We start from the raw sequence: 15,131 nt of genomic DNA, 5'->3' as shown, positions 1-15,131 counted from the left end.
GCGGATGCGCAGGCTCGGGTCCGTGAGCGAATACGAGTACGACCTCATCGTCATCGGCTCGGGCCCGGGAGGGCAGAAAGCCGCCATCGCGGCGGCGAAACTGGGGAAGAAAGTCGCCGTCGTCGACCGCCACGACATGGTCGGCGGCGTGTGCGTCAACACGGGCACCATCCCGTCCAAGACGCTGCGCGAAGCCGTGCTGTACCTGACCGGGATGAACCAGCGCGAGCTGTACGGCGCGAGCTACCGGGTGAAACAGGACATCACCATCGCGGACCTGATGGCGCGCACGCAGCACGTCATCGGGCGCGAGGTGCAGGTGGTCCGCGCGCAGCTGCTGCGCAACCACGTCGACCTGATCGGCGGCATCGGCTCGTTCGCCGACCCGCACACCGTCCTGGTCGACGGCAAACACCGCGGCGACCGGCGCACCATCACCGGCCACTACGTCGTGATCGCGACCGGCACCCGTCCCGCGCGCCCGGACCACGTCGACTTCGACGCCGCGCGCGTGCTCGACTCCGACGAGATCCTGGCGATGGAGGCGATCCCGTCCTCGCTGGTCGTGGTGGGCGCGGGGGTGATCGGGATCGAGTACGCGTCGATGTTCGCCGCGCTCGGTTCGCGGGTGACGGTCGTCGAGCAGCGCGATCAGATGCTCGACTTCTGCGATCCGGAGATCGTGGAATCGCTGAAGTTCCAGCTGCGCGACCTCGGCGTCACGTTCCGGTTCGGGGAGAAGGTCGCGAACGTCGCGGTCTCCGACGACGCCACCGTGACGACGCTGGTCAGCGGCAAGCGGATCCCGGCGGACGCGGTGATGTACTCGGCCGGGCGGCAGGGCATGACCGGCGCGCTGGCGCTGGAGAACGCCGGCCTGACCGCGGACCGGCGCGGGCGCTTGGAGGTCGACGAGCACTACCGGACGTCGGTCGAGCACGTGTACGCGGTCGGCGACGTGATCGGGTTCCCGGCGCTCGCGGCGACGTCAATGGACCAGGGCCGGCTCGCCGCGTACCACGCGTTCGGCGAACCGGCGAACGACATCGGCGCGTTGCAGCCGATCGGGATCTACACGATCCCGGAGATCTCGTACGTCGGCGCGACCGAGGCCCAGCTGACGTCGTCTTCGGTGCCGTACGAGGTCGGCATCGCGCGGTATCGGGAGCTGGCGCGCGGCCAGATTTCCGGGGACAGCTACGGGATGTTGAAGCTGCTCGTGTCGACGGCGGACCGGAAGTTGTTGGGAGTGCACGTCTTCGGCACCGGCGCGACGGATCTCGTCCACATCGGCCAGGCGGTGATGGGCTGCGGCGGGACAGTGGATTACCTGGTGGACGCGGTCTTCAACTACCCGACGCTGTCCGAGGCGTACAAGGTCGCTGCCCTCGACGCGACGAACAAGATCCGCGCGCTGGAGCGGTTCGGCGGCTGAACCCGCACCTCGCTCGTTCGAGGGGTGTTCGAACATATGTTTGACAGTGCTTTAGAACATGTGTTCGACTGTAGGGGTGCGTTGGGAACAGTTGCGAGCGGGGAAGGAGGAGCCGGCACTCCCCGGTCTCGGTGCCTTCGGGGATGTGGTGCGCTCGGTGCGCGCGCCGGAGTTCGGCGGCGTCACCTTTCACGAGGTGCGCGCCCGGTCCGTGCTGAACCGGGTGCCCGAATCGTCCGCGGTGCCGTTCCGGTGGTCGGTCAATCCGTATCGCGGGTGTTCGCACGCGTGCACGTACTGCCTCGAAGGCGACACGCCGGTGCTGATGGCCGACGGGCGCGCGAAGCCGATCGCCGAGCTGCGCGTGGGCGACCGGATCATGGGCACGCGCGGACACGGCGTCGCGCGCAGGCTCGTGCCCACCGAGGTGCTCGCGCACTGGACCACGGTGCGCCCGGCGTACCGCGTCACGCTCGACGACGGCACCCGGATCGTCGCCGGACCGGACCACCGGTTCCTCAGCTCGCGCGGCTGGAAATACGTCACCGGCAGCAAACTCGGCACCGCGCAGCGGCCGCACCTGGAACCGGGTACCGAACTGGTCGGCGGCGGCCGGTTCACGCGCACGCCGGACGACACGCTCGGGTACCGCGCCGGGTACCTGTGCGGAATGCTGCGCTCGGGCGGTTTCGCCGCGGAATCGGACGCTGCCGCGCGAGCCCTGGCGTATCTGCCGGATTTCGGTTCGTCAGTGGGCTTCATGCGCATCCCGCGCGAACCGGACGCGCACTGGGCGCGCGGTTTCCTGGCCGGACTCTTCGACCTGGCGGGCGGCTACCGGCGCGGCACGCTCTCCATCGCGCACGACGAGAACGAAGTGGTGGACATGCTGTTCGCCGCACTGGACCGGTTCTCGTTCAGCTACGACACCGTCGGCCACCGCCAGCACCCCGGCCGCAGGCAAGCACGCCTCACCGGCGGCACCGGCGAGGTGCTGCGGTTCCTGCACCTGGTCGACCCGGCCGTCGAGTGGAAACGCTCCTTGGACGGCACCGTGATCGGGGGAGTCCGGCGCACCGTCGCGACCGTCGCGCCGACGGGGCTGGAGCTGCCGCTGTTCGACATCACGACGGGCACCGGCGATTTCATCGCCGACGGGATGGTGTCGCACAACTGCTTCGCCCGGAACACCCACACGTACCTGGATTTCGACGCCGGCCGGGACTTCGACACGCAGGTCGTGGTCAAGGTCAACGCGCCGGAAGTGCTGGCCGCGCAACTGAAACGGCCGAGCTGGCAACGAGAACCGGTCGCGATGGGCACGAACACCGACCCGTACCAGCGCGTCGAAGGCCGCTACCGGCTGATGCCCGGAATCATCCGCGCACTGGCCGACTCCGGAACCCCGCTGTCGATCCTCACCAAGGGCACCATGCTGAGCCGCGACCTGCCCCTGCTGGAATCGGTGGGCAAGGACGTCCCAGTCCACCTTGCCGTGTCACTGGCCCTGCTGGACGGCGACCTGCAACGCCGCCTGGAACCTGGCACCCCGACCCCGCGAGCCCGACTGGACCTGATCCGCAAAGCCGCCGCGGCGGGTCTGCCGTGCTCGGTGATGGTCGCGCCGGTGCTGCCGTACCTCACAGATTCGCCCGAGGCCCTCGACCTGCTTTTCGCCCAACTGGCCGAAGCCGGGGCGACCAGGGTGACAGTCCTGCCCCTGCACCTCCGGCCGGGCGCGCGGGAGTGGTTCGCCGCGTGGCTGAAGCGGGAGTACCCCGAGCTGGCACCGCGATACCGCCGCCTCTACGCCCGAGGAAGCTACGTCGACCGCGGGTATCGGGAACGCTTGGGCACAGTGGTAGCCCCATTGCTTCGGCGGCACGGTCTGGACCCGCGAGCCCCCAGGGCGCATTCGGAAACTCGGACGGAACGGGACTCGCCGGACGCGGAGGTGCCTGAACAACGGGTGGGGGAGGCGGAGCAGTTGCGCCTTCTGTGACCTGCCCGGCGCTCGCGGGAACGTCCTGGTCCAGCCTCGCCGGGGTGCAGACTGCGGCGAGTCCGCTCACCCGCACCCGCCTGAACTCCAGCGCTACGGTCCCGACCAGTCCGCGTCACCCCTGCGTCGGCGCTCCCGTTCCTGCGAATCCGAGCTGTCCACGGCGTCGCGGGCGCTGACTCCGGGGTTTCTCGCCTCTCGCATTGCCTGGTCAGCGAGGTTTGACCTAGCAGCGCTCGAGACCCGCCCCCGGCGAACCGGAGCCGTCCCAGCCGAAGGCTTGCCGGCCTCAGGGAGTCTCGCCCGGTCCTGCCTGCTCGGCTCGCGCCAGCAGCGCTGCCGCCTGGCCGAGCGGCACGGTCCAAGCCGAAGGCTTGCTGGCCTCGGAGAGTCTCGCGCCCGCGTTGCCCGCCCGGCTCGCGCCAGCAGGGCTGCCCCGACGAGCCGGAGCCGTCTCCGTCAAGCGGACACTCCCGACCCGCGCTGCCCCCGTCGCCCCAAGCCATCCGCATCGCCCAGGGGAACCTCGCCCCGGCCGTGCCAGCCGTCCACCGACCCGAACCCCGCCCCCGCCGCCCCGACCCAAACCTGCCCGCACCCCCGGACACCGAGTTCGTTAGCCTCTGTATCCGGCGAAATGCGTGTTCGGCTCAACCCCGTGCACCCGCCGCACCCGAATCTCGTGGACCTAGGGAGAGCAGTCGCAGTGCTCCGCACTCATCAAGCCGGCACTCTGCGTGCCGGGCAGGCCGGTCAGACCGTCACCCTCACCGGCTGGGTGGCGCGGCGGCGCGATCACGGCGGAGTCATCTTCATCGATCTCCGGGACGCCAGCGGCGTCGCGCAGGTCGTGTTCCGCGAGGGCGAGATGGCCGAGCGCGCGCACGCGCTGCGGTCGGAGTTCTGCGTGAAGGTCGTCGGCGAGGTGTCGAAGCGGCCCGAGGGCAACGCGAACCCGGACATCGCCACCGGCGAGATCGAGGTGCTCGCCACCGAGCTGGAAGTGCTGTCCGAGGCCGCTCCGCTGCCGTTCCCGATCGACGACCGGGTCGACGTCGGCGAGGAGGTCCGGCTCAAGTACCGCTACCTCGACCTGCGCCGCAGCGGTCCGGCGGCCGCGATCCGGCTGCGCAGCGAGGTCAGCCGCACGGCGCGCGAGGTGCTGCACGCGCAGGACTTCGTCGAGATCGAGACGCCGACGATGACCCGCTCCACCCCGGAAGGCGCCCGCGACTTCCTCGTGCCCGCGCGGCTCAAGCCCGGCTCCTGGTACGCGCTCCCGCAGTCGCCGCAGCTGTTCAAGCAGCTGCTCATGGTCGGCGGCATGGAACGCTACTTCCAGATCGCCCGCTGCTACCGCGACGAGGACTTCCGCGCCGACCGCCAGCCCGAGTTCACCCAGCTCGACATCGAGATGAGCTTCGTCGAGCAGGACGACGTCATCGCGGTCGGCGAAGCGATCGTGAAGTCGCTCTGGAAGCTGATCGGCCACGAGATCGCCACCCCGATCCCGCGGATCACCTACCGCGAGTCGATGGCGAAGTACGGCTCCGACAAGCCGGACCTGCGGTTCGACCTCGAGATCACCGAGCTCACCGACTTCTTCTCGGACACGCCGTTCCGCGTGTTCCAGGCCCCGTACGTCGGCGCGGTCGTCATGGCGGGCGGCGCTTCGCAGCCGCGTCGCCAGCTCGACGCCTGGCAGGAGTGGGCGAAGCAGCGCGGCGCGAAGGGCCTGGCGTACGTCCTGGTCAACGAAGACGGCACGCTCGGCGGCCCGGTCGCCAAGAACCTGTCCGAGACCGAGCGCGCGAACGTCGCGGAAGCCGCGGGCGCGAAGCCCGGCGACTGCATTTTCTTCGCCGCGGGCAAGGTTTCCGCCGCTCAGCCGCTGCTCGGCGCCGCGCGCGACGAGATCGGCCGCCGGCTCGGCCTGATCGACGAGGACGCCTGGTCGTTCGTGTGGGTCGTGGACGCGCCGCTGTTCGCGCCGGTCGAGGACATCGGCGACGACGTCGCGGTCGGCTCCGGCAAGTGGACCGCCGTGCACCACGCGTTCACCTCGCCGACCCCGGAGTGGATCGACAAGTTCGAGCAGGACCCGGGCAGCGCGCTCGCCTACGCCTACGACCTCGTCTGCAACGGCAACGAGATCGGCGGCGGCTCGATCCGTATCCACCGCGAGGACGTCCAGAAGCGCGTGTTCGCGCTGATGGGCCTCGGCGAGGAGGAAGCGCAGGAGAAGTTCGGCTTCCTGCTCGAGGCGTTCCAGTTCGGCGCGCCCCCGCACGGCGGCATCGCGTTCGGCTGGGACCGCATCGTGATGCTGCTGGCCAAGGCCGACTCGCTGCGCGACGTGATCGCGTTCCCGAAGACCGGCGGCGGCTACGACCCGCTCACCGCCGCGCCGGCGCCCATCACCGCCCAGCAGCGCAAGGAAGCCGGGATCGACGCGAAACCGGCGGTCCCGCAGAACAAACCGGCTGCCGCACAGGAGAAGTAGTGGCCGCGCACAGCGGGTCCGTCGAGGGCGGCTGGCGGGGCGGGGTGAGCTAGTGCTGCACCTCAGGGCGATCTGCCCGCCGGAGCGCACTGACGAGACGCTGGAGCTGCTGCGCACCCACCCGGGCGCGGCGCACCTGATCGTGCACCGCGGCGCGTCCGTCTCGCCCGAGGGCGACCTCATCGAGGCGGACGTCGCGCGGGAGGCGGCCGACGACATCGTCGACGCCTTGTGCGCGCTCGGTCTGGACCGCAGCGGCGGCATCACCATGGAATCGCTGGACACAGCGCTGTCCGATGCCGCCGACGCGGCCGAGGAAGCCGCTCCCGGCGAAGGCGCGGACGCGGTCGTGTGGCAGGAGCTGCTCGGCCGCACCGGCGAGGAGTCGCGGTGGAACGCGACGTTCCAGGCGTTCCTCGCCATCGCGTGCCTGCTCGCCGCGGTCGGCGTGCTGACCGACTCGTCGGTGACGATCGTCGGCGCGATGGTGGTCGGCCCGGAGTTCGGCCCGCTCGCCGCGATCGCGGTCGGCATGGTGCTGCGCCGCTGGGACCTGGTGCGCCGGGCCGGGGTCGCGCTGGCCGTCGGTTTCCCGGTGTCGATGGCGATCACGCTGCTCGGAGTGCTGCTCGGCAGCTCGGCCGGTCTTTTCGATCCGCACGCGATAGTCAATAACCATCAGGTCGATTTCGTGTATCAGGTCGGACCCGCGTCGTTCGTGGTGGCATTGCTCGCCGGGGCGGCCGGAATGCTCGCGATGACGTCGGCGAAATCGGCCGCGCTCGTCGGCGTGTTCATTTCGGTGACGACGGTCCCCGCGGCCGGTTACGCCATGGTCGCGGCGGTCGCCGGACGCTGGGACCGGACCGGTTTTTCGGTGCTGCAGCTGCTGGTCAACCTCTTCGGAATCGTTCTTGCTGCGGCCATTGTGCTGATAGTTCGCCGACGCAAGCAACGTTCCGACGCGTTGCTGCGTCCGCTTTCCCGTGGGTGATTCCGGGCGCGTCCCGGCGCCCGGAACGTTGTGGTCATGGTTGCTCAGTCACGAGTAGGGTCGGTGACAATGACAGTCGACACCTCCTCCGCCGGCGACGCTGGAGTCCGGGCGGAAGCCGGGGAACTCGCAGTCGCCGCGGCCGTCGCGGCGGGCGAGGCGGTGCTCACGCGCCGGTTCGGGAGCGCGATCACGCTGGTCTCGCCCGAACACCTCTCCGGAAGCGGCCCGGCGACCGTCGTCCGGGCACGGGTCGTGTCTTCCTCCTTCGCTCTGCCGCGCACCCTGGTGGTCAAGCACTACCCGGACCCGCCGGAACCCGGCCGGGTCGACCCGTTCGCCCAGGAAGCCGTGAGCTACCAGCTGTTCACGGCACTGGCGCCGGACGAGCGGATGTGCCCGGAACTCCTGGCCCACGACGGCGGCGACCGCGTGCTGGTGATCGAGGATCTGGGCCGCGCACCCACCCTGCGAGACAAATTGGCCGCCCGAGACTCCCGCGCAGCCGAGCGAGCACTGCTCTCGTGGGCCCGTTCGCTGGGCCGCCTGCACGCGAGCACCGCCAGCCGCGAAGCCGATTTCAACGCGCTGCTGCGCCGCCTGGGCGGCCCAGTGCGCACCGACAACGACGGCTTGGCAGGCCTGGCCGACGACGTCGAAGAACTCCTGTCCGAACTGCTGGACGTGCCCGTCCCGGAAGCAGTGCGCGAACGCATCGCCGAAGCCGTCGCCCAAGCCCGGTCGGCCGCCTTCCGCGCGTTCAGCCCCGTCGAACTGGCCCCGGAAAACAACCTGGTCACCGGCTCCGGAGTCCGCTTCCTGGACTTCGAACGCGGCCGGGTCCGAACCGCCCTGGTCGACGCCTCCTGCCTGCGGCTGCCGTTCGTGTCGGACCCGCGCGCGATGGCGCTCCCCGCAGGCATGAGCGAAGCGATGATCGCCGCCTGGCGAGCCGAAATCGTCGACGTATGGCCGTCCTTCGCCGACGACGTCGAGCTGGCGAAGCAACTCACCATCAGCGAAATGCTGCAAGTCTGGCAAATCACCCGCGAACTGCTCCCGCACCTGAACCTGAGCAGGCACGCAACCCCAGTAAGCCGCGAGGCAGCCCTGGTCACCTGGTGGCGTGAACTGGCAAGGCACGCGGGCTACTCGCGCCTGACCGAAGTCGCCGAACACTCCACCAGAGTCGCCGCAGCCCTGGCCGCCCGCCTGGGCCCGCACGCCGACCTGGCCTTCTACCCAGCCTTCCGCTGACCCCGCGCGCCCCCTTCGCCGCTTTCCGTGAGGGCCACCCTCATTGACTCTGATTCCGTCAGGGTTCCCCTCACGACCCGCCTCCGGTCGTGAGGGGCCCCTTCACGGACTTGGATTCCCTCAAGGAGTCCTTCACGGCCCACCCGCCAGCCCGCACCCGCCGCGATGCGCCCCAATGCGGCATTTGTTGCGTCAGACGCACCGAACGCCACATTGGGTGCGTCCCACGCACCCAATGCCACATTGGGGCGCTACCCGCACCCCCCGCGACCCCCGCCTCCAGCTCCCCAAACTGCGCACTTCCACCGCCCAACCGCAGCCGATGCGCCCACCGCCGAGGCGCCACTGCTCCCCGCAGCCGATGCACTAAACGATCGATGCGCCAGCCGCTCCCCGCAGCGATGCACGAGCCGCTCCCGCAGCCGACGTACGGAACGATCAAGCCACCCAGCCGCTCCCGCAGCCGGTGCACCCAACGGTCAGCGCACCCAGCCCTTACCCGCAGCCGATGCACTCAAGCATCGAGGCACCCAGCCCCTCCCGCGCACCCCGATACGAAGCCTCCCTGCGGTTCGGGGGTGCTTGTCAAGGCATCTTTCCCGCCTTGACAAGCACCCCCGAACCGTCAGCACAATCAAGCTTCGGGGTGCCCCACGCAACCACCACGGCAATGTCGCCGCCAGGCGACGAGCCGCCGCACAGACCCCCAACCAGCCCCCGAGTACCGGAAGTTCCCACCTCCGTCCATACCGCGTTACCTCCCCATCACCAGCGGTGAGCCTCAATACCGGATGGTCTTGGTCGTGACCGTGATCAGCGTCGGAGTCACCCCACCCGCAAAACCAACCCCAGCCCCCAGCCCCAAGACCCAGCCCCGACGAGCCACCCGCCTAGCAGTCCTAGGCGACTCCACCGCCGTAGGCCTAGGCGACCCCCTCCCCAACCGTGGCGGCTGGCGAGGCGTGGGCCCCTTGGTCGCGGAAGCCCTGGGCATCACCGAAGACGGCTACCTGAACCCGTCGTTCACCGGCGCCCGCATGTCCTGCGTGCGCACCGACCAACTCCCGCAAACCATCGCCCACCGCCCAGACATCGCCCTGGTCGTAGTAGGCATGAACGACACCCTCCGCCCGGACTTCAACGCGGACGCCATCGCAGCGGACCTCACCGCGATCGTCCGCGAACTGGCCGCGATCGGAACCACCGTCCTCCCGGTGCGTTTCCACGACCACAGCAAGGTCTTCCGCCTCCCGCCGTCCCTGAAGCGAGCCCTCAGCGCCCGCGTAACGGAACTGAACGAGGCAATCGACCGAGTAGTGGAAACAGAAGGCATCGCCTGCCTGAACCTGGACACCCTCCCCGGCGCCTACGACCTCACCGTCTGGAGCGTCGACCGCCTGCACCCCTCCGAACTCGGCCACCGCATGCTCGCCGAAGGCTTCGCAAACCTAGCCGCAGCAGCCGGTTTCGAGGTGCCGCAACCAGTGAGCCTCACCTGCTCCGGCGGAGTCGAGCCAAGCGCAGCCGCGCACTTCGGCTGGCTCGTAGCCAAAGGCGTGCCGTGGCTCTGGCGGCGCGGCCGGGAGTTCCTGCCTTACGCCGCGGTCATCATGTGGCGCTCGTTCCGCGAGCGCGTGGGCTGAATACCCGCAACGCCTCCGCGTCCGACGCCGGATTCCGCACGAAATAGTCGTTCCAGTCCTCGATTCCGGGATACTCCGACGTCTCCGCCAACTCCCGGCACACGGCCTCCGCATCGTAAGCAGTACGCCGCAACTCGACGCCAGGGCCGAGCCGTGCCCAGTGTGCACCCGTTGTGCCATAAGGCATTCCGACGCTGCCGGGGTTCACGATCCGGCAGCGGTCGGCCAATCGCAGGAACGGCATGTGGGTGTGCCCGCAGACCACCGTCTCCGCCGTGACGCCGTCCAAGACCTCCGCCCAGCGCGACAACGGGCTGTCCACGAGCGCGACTTCTTCGTCGTCGCGCGGAGTGGCGTGGCAGAACAGCACTTCGCCGAGCCCGTCGATTTCGAGCGTCACCGTCAACGGCAACCCGTCGAGCAGCGCCACCTGATCCGGCCGCAGCTGCGTCGCCGCCCACGGGCCGATCGGGTCCGGGATCTTGGTGGGGCCGCCGCCCGCGAGCGTGACGAGTTCGCGATCGGCGTTGCCGCGCACCCACACCGCGCGGTCGCGGAGCGAAAGCAGCCGGTCGAGCGTCTGCCGGGGCAGCGGTCCGGCCGCGAGATCGCCGCACAGGACCACCAGGTCGGCGGCGTGGACGTCGGGTTCGGCGAGGACCGCGTCGAGCGCGGGCAGCACGCCGTGGATATCGGACAGCACCGCGACCGAGGAGACCATCGCCCCAGTCTGCCCCTCCGGCGGCGCTGCGGGGCCGGGCGAGCGGGATTGTCGGGGTGGTCGGATACCGTCGTCGGCGTGGCACAGGACGAACTCTTCACGGTGAACCCCGACGTGGGGCCGCCGCCGGAACCCTCCGGAGCGAACCAGGCCGAACCGCAGGCCGACCCGGCGACGTCGCCGCTCGCGGTCCGGATGCGGCCGCGCACGCTCGACGAGGTGGTCGGGCAGCAGCACCTGCTGCGCGAAGGGGCCCCGCTGCGCCGGCTGGTCGAGGGGGCCGCTCCGGCGTCCGTGCTGCTCTACGGCCCGCCCGGCACCGGCAAGACCACGCTGGCGAACCTGGTGTCGATCGCCACCGGACGCCGGTTCGTCGCGATGTCCGCGCTGTCGGCGGGCGTCAAGGAGGTGCGCGGCGTCATCGAGGAGGCGCGGCGGCGCAGGCAGTACAACACCGAGAACACCGTCCTGTTCATCGACGAGGTGCACCGGTTCTCCAAGACCCAGCAGGACGCGCTGCTCGGCGCGGTCGAGGACCGCACGGTGCTGCTGGTGGCGGCGACCACGGAGAACCCGTCGTTCTCGGTGGTGTCGCCGCTGTTGTCGCGGTCCTTGGTGCTGCAGTTGCGGCCGCTCACCGACGACGACATCGTCGCGGTGCTGGAGCGAGCGCTGACCGACGAGCGCGGGCTTGGCGGCGAGCTCACGTTGACGGATGATGCGCGGGCGCACCTCGTGCGGCTGGCCGGCGGTGACGCGCGCCGTGCGCTCACGGCGCTGGAGGCAGCCGCGGATGCCGCGTCCGCTACCGAGAACAAGACGATCGACCTTGCCGTTGTCGAGTCCACTGTGGACAAGGCGGCGGTGCGGTACGACCGCGACGGTGATCAGCACTACGACGTGATCAGTGCGTTCATCAAGTCGATCCGCGGGTCGGACGTCGACGCGGCGTTGCACTACCTGGCGCGGATGATCGAGGCGGGGGAGGATCCCCGGTTCCTCGCGCGGCGGTTGGTGGTGCACGCGAGCGAGGACGTCGGGCTGGCGGATCCGACGGCGTTGCAGGCGGCGGTCGCGGCGGCGCACGCGGTGCAGTTCATCGGGATGCCGGAGGGGCGGCTCGCGTTGGCGCAGGCGACGATCCATCTGGCTACGGCGCCTAAGTCGAACGCGGTGGTCACGGCCATTGATACGGCGTTGAGCGACGTTCGGTCGGGGGCTATCGGGACGGTGCCGCCGCATCTGCGGGACGGGCACTACGCGGGGGCGAAGCAACTCGGCAACGCTCAGGGGTACCGGTATCCGCACAACGTGCCGGAGGGGGTGCTGGCCCAGCAGTATCCGCCGGACGAGCTGGTGGGGCGGGATTACTACGAGCCTACGCAGCGTGGCGGGGAGCGGACGCTGGCTGAGCGGGTGCCTCGGTTGCGGCGGACGATCCGCGGCGAGCGGCAGGGGTGAGTGTGCCGGTCAGCGGTCGGTGAGTGAAGGTCGCCACTTTCTTCCGCTGGCCGGGGAACATTCGGGGGTCTCGTCGGTTGCTCCTCTTCAAGGAGAGGGGGCGGCGATGACGTTGTTGACCGTCTGGCCTGATGACCAGCCTGGGCATGTGCTGCTGCGGACTGAGGACACTGGGGCGATTGTCGCTGAGTTGGGGCGGGTGGGGGCTGGGTTCGCTCGGTGGCCCCTGGTTGAGGACGGTTCTGACGGCTCCGACGGCTCCGATGGGGACTTGGTGGGTCGGTATCGGGAGTTGATCGACTCGCTGGGGGGTGGGTCGGTGGATGTGGTTGGCGGGGAGACCTCGCTGGTGGAGCGCAGCTGGGGTGGGGTTGAGGATCGGTTTTTCGTTCGGGGGGCTGCGGTTTGGTATCTGCATGCTGGGCGTGAGGTGCATGCGGTGTTGTGTGAGCCGGGGGATGTGCTGACTGTTCCTGCCGGGGTTCGGCATTGGCAGGACGGGGCGGCGGGGTGTGTGACTGTTCGGGTTCGGCGGGCTGGGGCCGTTCGGGCTCGGGGTGGGGTGGTTCGGGACTTGGTGCCGGGGGAGTTTCCTGGGTTTGCGGAGTTGGTTGCTGAGCGGGTTGGGGTGGGTTGGTGATCGGCTCGTCGCCTGGCGGCGACATTGCCTGCCTTGGTTGCGTGGGGCACCCCGAAGGTTGATTGTGCTGACGGTTCGGGGGTGCTTGTCAAGGCGGGAAAGATGCCTTGACAAGCACCCCCGAACCGCAGGGGAGCTTCGTATCGGGGTTGGGGGAGGGCTGGGTGCCTCGCTCGTTGGGTGCATCGGCTGCGGGGTGGGGCTGGGTGCCTCGATAGCGGGTGCATCGGCTGCGGTGGGGCTGGGTGGCTCGATAGCGGGTGCATCGGCTGCGGGGGTGTTGCTGGGTGCCTCGACGGTTGAGTGCATGGGCTGCGGGTTTTCGGGCGGGGCTTGCGCCCCAATGTGGCATTGGGTGCGTGGGACGCACCCAATGTGGCGTTCGGTGCGTGAGATGCACCCAATGCCGCATTGGGGCGCATCGCTGGCGGGGGCTGCGGCGAGGGTGGTCCGTGAAGGGCTCCTTGAGGGAATCTAGGTCCGTGAAGGGGCCCCTCACCGTCGGTGGCTGGTCGTGAGGGGGCCCTGACGGAATCAGAGTTCCTCAGGGTGGCCCTCAGGACAGCGGCGGGGCGGTCATCCTGCCGAGGTTTGGGTCTGGCGGCACGATGGCCGGATGACCACAGTCGCATTTCTCGGTACCGGGATCATGGGCCGTCCGATGGCCGCCAATCTTGCTCGTGCTGGGGTGACCGTGCGGGCTTGGAACCGGACTCGGGCCAAGGCTGAGCCGCTTGTCGCGGACGGGGTCACCGTTGTCGGGTCGCCTGGCGAGGCGGTCAAGGGGGCCGATTTCCTGGTCACCATGCTCTCCGACGGGCCTGCGGTTGCTGAGGTGTTTCGCGGGCTCTCCCTCGAACCGGGGACTATTTGGTTGCAGACCAGCACTGTCGGGGTCGAGTGGGCTGATCGGCTTGCTGAGGCATCCGTCGCGGCGGGGGTGCCGTTTGTCGATTGTCCGGTGATGGGGACGAAAGGACCCGCCGAGCAGGGGAAGCTGCAGGTGCTCGCGGCTGGGCCGGACAACGTGCACGACGGTGCGGCGGAGGTGTTCGACGCGATTGGTTCCACGACTCGCTGGCTCGGCACCGAACCTGGTACGGCGACGCGGCTCAAGCTGGTGATGAACGCGTGGATTCTCGCGCTCACCAACGGTACCGGGGAGAGTCTCGCTCTCGCGAAGGTGCTCGGGGTGGATCCGCAGTTATTCTTCGACGTCATGAGCGGCACGGGGTTCGACGTGCCTTACGCGCGAGCGAAGGGACCCATGATGCTGTCCGGCGAGTATCCGACCAGTTTTCCGGCGTCGCTCGCGGCGAAGGACGCGCGGCTTGTCGTCGAGGCTGCGGGGCATGCGGTCGACGTCGGCGGGGCGGCGGCTGCGTTGGCGCATCTGGAGTCTGCGGTCGAGGCGGGGCATGGCGAGGACGACATGGCGGCGGTGTACGAGGGGATCGTCAAGCGTTGAGCAATGACGCGACACGGTCGACGCCGATGCCGGAGACGAGCAGGCGTTCCTTCGCGTTGCCGAGCAACCGTGCGGTCCACGGGGTGAAGCCGCCATCGCCGACGGGGACAAGGCCGGAGCCGAAGTCTGCGGTGACGGTGAAGCAGAGGCCGAAGTAGTAATCGCGGCCCATTGCGCGGTCCGGTGTGTTGGAAACAGCCACGTCGGGCAAGGATTCCCGCACCGAGGCGGCGAAATCGGCGAAGCGGGTGTCCAAAGTGGTCACTTCGAAGCCTGCCGCGCGGGCACCGGCGGCGCGCACGGCTGTAGTGAGCAGCTGCGCGTGCTCAATCAGGTGTTCGCGTTCGAAGGACAGGCTGCCTCGGTCGCGACCGGCGGTGATGGCGGCGAACAGGGAGAAGTGCGCGAAGAGACCGGGGGCCGGAAGCTGGGCTCGGACGACGCGTTGCACGGTGGTGAGGCGCACCGGTGCGGAACCGGTGCGGCGGACTGCTGCTTCGAGCGCGAGGCCGTTCGTCGGGTCCGCGGCGACTTCTGTGCCGCGTCCAGTGGGGACGACGCGGTGCTGGGCCAGTCCGGCCACTGTGGAATGCGTGCCGAGCGGGGTAACCGGGGAGAGGGTCACTCGATCGAATTCCGGCGGCGCGGCGGAAAGCAGGGAGTCTTCGACCTGCCGCAGAACCTCGAACGGCAAGGGCGCGGGGGTGGTGAAGCGGTCCTCGCGGTAGCGGCGCAGGACGTCCGGCCCGCGCAGTTTCGCGGCCCGGCGGCGAGCCACTTCCAGTTGCAGCGTGGTGAGGTCCGCGCCGGGAAGGCCGGCGAGCACGTCGGCGGCGGGGCCGCCCGGCCCGGCCAGCACGCGGGGGAGCGGCCCGCGTCCGTTCGAGGAGTCCATGGAACGAGCAGACCAGCTCGGACCCTCCCGGCGCGAACTGTTTTCCGCGACGGCGACTGCGCTGGGTGACCACTGCGGCGGGGGGTCCCCGCCGAGAAGCGCCGCAGGCGGT

The 15,131-nt window shown here is 69.7% G+C and carries 11 protein-coding genes; 8 read left to right on the top strand and 3 right to left on the bottom strand.

The genetic code is table 11. The features are described from left to right. Nucleotides 1-4 precede the first annotated feature (4 nt). Entirely contained in the window at nucleotides 5-1,435 is a 1,431-nt protein-coding gene (gene sthA, locus FKO37_RS36525; protein WP_167754279.1) for a Si-specific NAD(P)(+) transhydrogenase, read from the top strand. A gap of 76 nt (nucleotides 1,436-1,511) precedes the next feature. Next, complete coding sequence (locus tag FKO37_RS36520) at nucleotides 1,512-3,437, top strand: intein-containing Rv2578c family radical SAM protein (protein ID WP_238607465.1); 1,926 nt, start codon at nucleotides 1,512-1,514, stop codon at nucleotides 3,435-3,437. Between the two features lie 289 nt (nucleotides 3,438-3,726). On the opposite strand, the gene FKO37_RS36515 is transcribed toward FKO37_RS36520, so the two are convergent. Continuing rightward, on the bottom strand, nucleotides 3,727-3,900 hold the full coding sequence (locus FKO37_RS36515) for a hypothetical protein (protein WP_238607464.1): 174 nt from the start codon (nucleotides 3,898-3,900) through the stop codon (nucleotides 3,727-3,729). A gap of 243 nt (nucleotides 3,901-4,143) precedes the next feature. Between FKO37_RS36515 and aspS the strand changes: the two genes are divergently transcribed. The 4 genes from aspS (at nucleotide 4,144) to FKO37_RS36495 (ending at nucleotide 9,834) form a co-directional block, all read left to right on the top strand. Continuing rightward, nucleotides 4,144-5,940 carry an aspartate--tRNA ligase gene (gene aspS, locus FKO37_RS36510; RefSeq protein WP_238607463.1) on the top strand — a complete coding sequence of 599 codons (1,797 nt, stop codon included), beginning with the start codon at nucleotides 4,144-4,146 and terminating at the stop codon, nucleotides 5,938-5,940. 52 nt (nucleotides 5,941-5,992) lie between these two features. Then, nucleotides 5,993-6,934, top strand: coding sequence for a DUF389 domain-containing protein (locus FKO37_RS36505; protein WP_037818991.1), 942 nt, complete (start codon nucleotides 5,993-5,995; stop codon nucleotides 6,932-6,934). 69 nt (nucleotides 6,935-7,003) lie between these two features. Next, entirely contained in the window at nucleotides 7,004-8,191 is a 1,188-nt protein-coding gene (locus FKO37_RS36500; protein ID WP_238607462.1) for a phosphotransferase, read from the top strand. Nucleotides 8,192-8,982: 791 nt separating this feature from the next. Further along, nucleotides 8,983-9,834 carry an SGNH/GDSL hydrolase family protein gene (locus FKO37_RS36495; protein ID WP_043838274.1) on the top strand — a complete coding sequence of 284 codons (852 nt, stop codon included), beginning with the start codon at nucleotides 8,983-8,985 and terminating at the stop codon, nucleotides 9,832-9,834. On the opposite strand, the gene FKO37_RS36490 is transcribed toward FKO37_RS36495, so the two are convergent. Next, nucleotides 9,800-10,555 carry a metallophosphoesterase gene (locus FKO37_RS36490; protein WP_037818986.1) on the bottom strand — a complete coding sequence of 252 codons (756 nt, stop codon included), beginning with the start codon at nucleotides 10,553-10,555 and terminating at the stop codon, nucleotides 9,800-9,802. The genes FKO37_RS36495 and FKO37_RS36490 overlap by 35 nt on opposite strands. Before the next feature lie 78 nt (nucleotides 10,556-10,633). On the opposite strand from FKO37_RS36490, the gene FKO37_RS36485 reads away from it, so the two are divergent. Beyond that, complete coding sequence (locus FKO37_RS36485; protein WP_037818985.1) at nucleotides 10,634-12,016, top strand: replication-associated recombination protein A; 1,383 nt, start codon at nucleotides 10,634-10,636, stop codon at nucleotides 12,014-12,016. Nucleotides 12,017-13,272: 1,256 nt separating this feature from the next. After that, nucleotides 13,273-14,124 (top strand): NAD(P)-dependent oxidoreductase, encoded by an 852-nt coding sequence (locus FKO37_RS36475; RefSeq protein ID WP_238607460.1) that lies wholly within the window; start codon nucleotides 13,273-13,275, stop codon nucleotides 14,122-14,124. On the opposite strand, the gene FKO37_RS36470 is transcribed toward FKO37_RS36475, so the two are convergent. Then, nucleotides 14,114-15,019 (bottom strand): hypothetical protein, encoded by a 906-nt coding sequence (locus FKO37_RS36470; protein ID WP_238607459.1) that lies wholly within the window; start codon nucleotides 15,017-15,019, stop codon nucleotides 14,114-14,116. The two genes, FKO37_RS36475 and FKO37_RS36470, sit on opposite strands and share 11 nt — an antisense overlap. Nucleotides 15,020-15,131 lie beyond the last annotated feature (112 nt).

It is taken from the genome of Amycolatopsis sp. Poz14 (assembly GCF_006704225.1).
Taxonomy (GTDB): Bacteria; Actinomycetota; Actinomycetes; order Mycobacteriales; family Pseudonocardiaceae; genus Amycolatopsis; species Amycolatopsis nivea.
The sequence above is the reverse complement of the archived record's forward strand: the minus strand, read 5'-3'. Positions and strand labels throughout refer to the sequence as shown.